6 protein-coding genes are annotated in these 3,718 nt (G+C 28.5%); all 6 read left to right on the plus strand.

Going from position 1 to position 3,718, the window contains the following annotated elements; translation table 11 throughout:
• A partial coding sequence (deoC, locus tag CI949_RS18260; protein ID WP_290769034.1) for a deoxyribose-phosphate aldolase occupies positions 1–642 on the plus strand: 642 nt, incomplete at its 5' end.
• Between the two features lie 21 nt (positions 643–663).
• Positions 664–1,107 carry a ribose 5-phosphate isomerase B gene (rpiB, locus tag CI949_RS18265; protein WP_089720214.1) on the plus strand — a complete coding sequence of 148 codons (444 nt, stop codon included), beginning with the start codon at positions 664–666 and terminating at the stop codon, positions 1,105–1,107.
• 28 nt (positions 1,108–1,135) lie between these two features.
• Positions 1,136–1,300: a hypothetical protein gene (locus CI949_RS18270; protein ID WP_176760056.1), complete on the plus strand. Its 165-nt coding sequence runs from the start codon at positions 1,136–1,138 to the stop codon at positions 1,298–1,300.
• 31 nt (positions 1,301–1,331) lie between these two features.
• Complete coding sequence (locus CI949_RS18275; RefSeq protein ID WP_089720212.1) at positions 1,332–2,303, plus strand: ATP-dependent 6-phosphofructokinase; 972 nt, start codon at positions 1,332–1,334, stop codon at positions 2,301–2,303.
• Between the two features lie 29 nt (positions 2,304–2,332).
• Positions 2,333–2,608, plus strand: a complete 276-nt coding sequence (locus tag CI949_RS18280; protein ID WP_089720210.1) for an HPr family phosphocarrier protein — start codon at positions 2,333–2,335, stop codon at positions 2,606–2,608.
• Positions 2,609–2,680: 72 nt separating this feature from the next.
• On the plus strand, positions 2,681–3,718 hold a 1,038-nt coding region (locus CI949_RS18285), incomplete at its 3' end, for a sn-glycerol-1-phosphate dehydrogenase (protein WP_290769046.1).

A 3,718-nucleotide genomic window follows, 5' to 3' on the forward strand; every position in this document is an offset into this window, starting at 1 on the left:
GATTATACCTTACTAGATTTAACTGCTTCGAAAACAGATTTAGAAAAATTTTGTCAAGAAACTATAGAATATGGATTTAAAACTGTTTTTGTTAATCCTTATTATTTAGAATTTGTGTATAATAAGCTTAATAAACATGATGTTAAAGTAGGTGCACCAATAGGATTTTCTCTTGGATGCAGCACTAAAAAAACAAAACTAACTGAAACTAAAGAATCAATTAAAGCTGGAGCATCTGAATTAGATATGTTAATGAATTTATCTGCATTTAAATCTGGTGAATATGATTATGTAGAAAATGAAATTAAGGAATTCGTGAAATTAGCAAATGGTTTAACGACAAAAGTTATTATTGAAAGCGCTCTTTTAACAAAAGAAGAAATTATAAAAGCATGTAAATTAGTTGAGTCAGGTGGTGCTGATTTTGTTAAGACAGCTACAGGTTTTAATGGTGGAGGAGCAGCATTAGATGATGTGAAACTAATAAAAAAAACTGTAGGGTCTAATCTTGAAGTCAAAGCAGCTGGCGGAATTAAGACATATCAAGATGCATTAGATATGATAAAAGCTGGAGCTTCTAGAATTGGAGCAAGTGGTGCTATTGAGATTATAGAAGGTAAAGATTATAAAGGAAATTATTAGAATTAGGTAGGTGTTTTTGTGGTGAAAATTGCTATTGGATCTGATCATGGGGGATATGAATTAAAAGAAGAAATTAAAAAGACATTAGAAGCAGAAGGTATTAAATATAAAGATTTTGGTACTATGAATGAAAAATCAGTTGATTTTGGCCCCATTGCTAAAAAAGTGGCGGAGTCTGTCGCTGATGATAAATATAACAGAGGTATTTTAATTTGTGGAACAGGCATTGGTATGTCGATTATGGCTAATAAAGTAAAAGGAATCAGAGCTGCTCTTGTAAATAATGTGTTTTCTGCAGAGGCCTCCAGAGCCCATAATAACTCTAATATATTATGTATGGGAGCTAGGGTGATCGGAGCTGAGTTGGCTAAAATGATAACTAGAGTTTGGCTAAAAACTGAATTTGAAGGTGGAAGGCATAAAAGACGAATTGATTTCATTAGTGATTATCAGAATGCTGACTAATATTTCTCAATTTAATAGGAGGTAAAAAATGGGTGGAAGTTATGTAGGTAGTATGATTAAGATGTTCTTAGGTCCACATGGTAGGTATCTCTCTAATCTTTATTTGCAAAATCAATTATTAATTAATAGTTTTGTAATAGGAGTAGTTCTAATTAAAAAGACAATTGATTATAGATCAGATAAATCAAGTTAAATGGTACTAGATATAAGAGGAGCGATTTAAATTGGAGAGAATAGGAGTTTTAACTAGTGGTGGTGATGCACCCGGAATGAATTCAGCTATAAGATCTATAGTAAAAACAGCTCAAAAAAATAAGATTCAAGTTTATGGAATTGAATTTGGTTATATAGGTTTATTAGAAATGAAATATAAGAAATTAAATATTCTAGATATTGATCATATTAGTACAGATGGTGGTACAATTCTCAAATCGGGGAGAACTGATAGATTTAAAACAGATGAAGGCATAGAACAAGCAGTTAAAAATATAAAGAAAATGAAATTAGATGGATTAATTGTTATTGGAGGAGATGGGTCAATTAAAGGAGCTCAAAAACTCGCAAAAAAAGAAATTAAAGTTATTGCAATTCCTGGTACAATTGATAATGATATTAATGTTACAGATTATACAATTGGGTTTGATACTGCTTGTAATATAGTGATTAATTCTGTTGACAAAGTTTTAGATACAGCTAAGTCGTTAGTTAATGAAAATCCTCGTATCTTTTTAATTGAAGTCATGGGAAGAAATTCTGGGGATATTGCATTATATTCTTCTTTATCAGGTGGTGCTGATGAAGTATTAATACCTGAACAAAAAATTGACTATAATGAAATTATTAATAATTTAAATAATAAATTTAAAATTGGTAAAAAATATGCAATAATTATTATGGCAGAAGGAGCAGGTAAATTAGATGAAGTAAAAAATAAATTAGAAAAAGACCTTGGTTATAGTATTAAATCTATTTTGCTTGGACATCTTCAAAGAGGTGGTAATCCTTCAGCATTTGACAGAATACTTGCATCTAAATTTGGTTACTATGCTGTTCAAACAATGATAAATAAAAATCAATGTGGGATAATTGGTATTAATTGTAATGATATTATATTAAATAAATTTAATAACTCAAAAAAAACAAAAAGTAAAACGGATAATGAAATTTATGAATTAAGCAAGACTTTATGTCATTAAATTTTCACTAAAATAAAGGAGTTTTAAAAATGGAAAAAGAAAAAACTATAAAAGTAATGAATGAAACTGGTTTACACGCTAGGCCCGCATCACAATTTGTAAAAAAGGCAAGTAAATATAAAGCAGAAACAACAATTGTGTTTGAAGGAAAAGAAGTTAATGCTAAAAGTATTATGGGACTTATGAGTTTAGGAATCTCTAAAGGAAGTCAAATAACTTTAAAATCAGAAGGGGAAGATGCAAATAAGGCTATCTCTGACCTAGCTGAGTTTGTTGAAGTTACCCTACTTGAAGAAGATCATTAAAATACATTTTAATTTTTTTCATACTATACTAATTTATAATTTTAAATATCAAAATTAAAGAGAGGAAATTAAATGAATATAAATAAAATAAATGGTATAGAGTGTAATTGTGGTAGAACTCATCAAATTCCAATTGATGAAATTATTATTGGAGAAAAAGTTATAAATGAATTAGATAATATTTTAAGAAAATATACTAATGCATCTAAATTTTATTTAATAGTAGATAAAAATACAAAAAAAGTTGTTGGACATAGAATCAAGAAAATTATTTTAGATAATGACTGGAAAATTGAAGAGATTTTACTTGAAGAAAAAAAAGAAAATGATCATGTTGAACCAGACACAGATGCTTTATTTAAAATTTTATCAAGTGTTGATACAAATGGATATTTATTAGCTTGCGGTTCAGGTACAATTAATGATTTAACAGCATTTGCAGCAGATAAAATGAATATGCCTTATTCAATTATCACAACTGCTCCTTCTATGGATGGTTATGCATCTTCCGTTTCTTCAATCACAGTTAACGGTGTAAAACAAACATACAATATCAACCCTCCTGAATTAATTATAGCCGATCTTGAATTGCTTTCAGAGGCCCCCTGGAAGATGATTCAATCAGGTCTTGGAGATCTACTTGGAAAAATATCTTCTTTATTAGAATGGAAATTGGGAAAAGTATTATTTGATGAATATTTTTGTTCAAAAGCTTTTTTATTAATTAAGAATACATTAGACAATCTAATGGAAAATTCTGATGAGATAAAAAATAGAGAAGAAAAAGGGATTAAAATTTTAACTGAAGGTTTAATTAATTCAGGTATAGCAATGATGATGGTGGAAAGTTCGAGACCTGCTTCTGGAACAGAGCATCATATTTCTCATTTTTTTGATATGTATTCAGAAATATATCAAAAGCCAGTTCCCCCACATGGAATTAAAGTTGGTATAGCTTTAAATATTAGCACCTACTTTTATTTAAAATTATTAAATTCAAAATTTGATGATTTTACATTCGATCATAATAAATTAAAACGAAAAAAAAATATTAAAAGATTTTATTTAGATAAATCTTCAACTATTATAAATCTACTTGATAAAAGGTGG

This window comes from Halanaerobium sp. (assembly GCF_003070835.1).

Bases quoted from the DNA above. Each gene is read 5' to 3' on its own strand.
- CI949_RS18270 (WP_176760056.1), top strand. From the start codon at position 1,136: ATGGGTGGAAGTTATGTAGGTAGTATGATTAAGATGTTCTTAGGTCCA.
- CI949_RS18280 (WP_089720210.1), top strand. From the start codon at position 2,333: ATGGAAAAAGAAAAAACTATAAAAGTAATGAATGAAACTGGTTTACAC.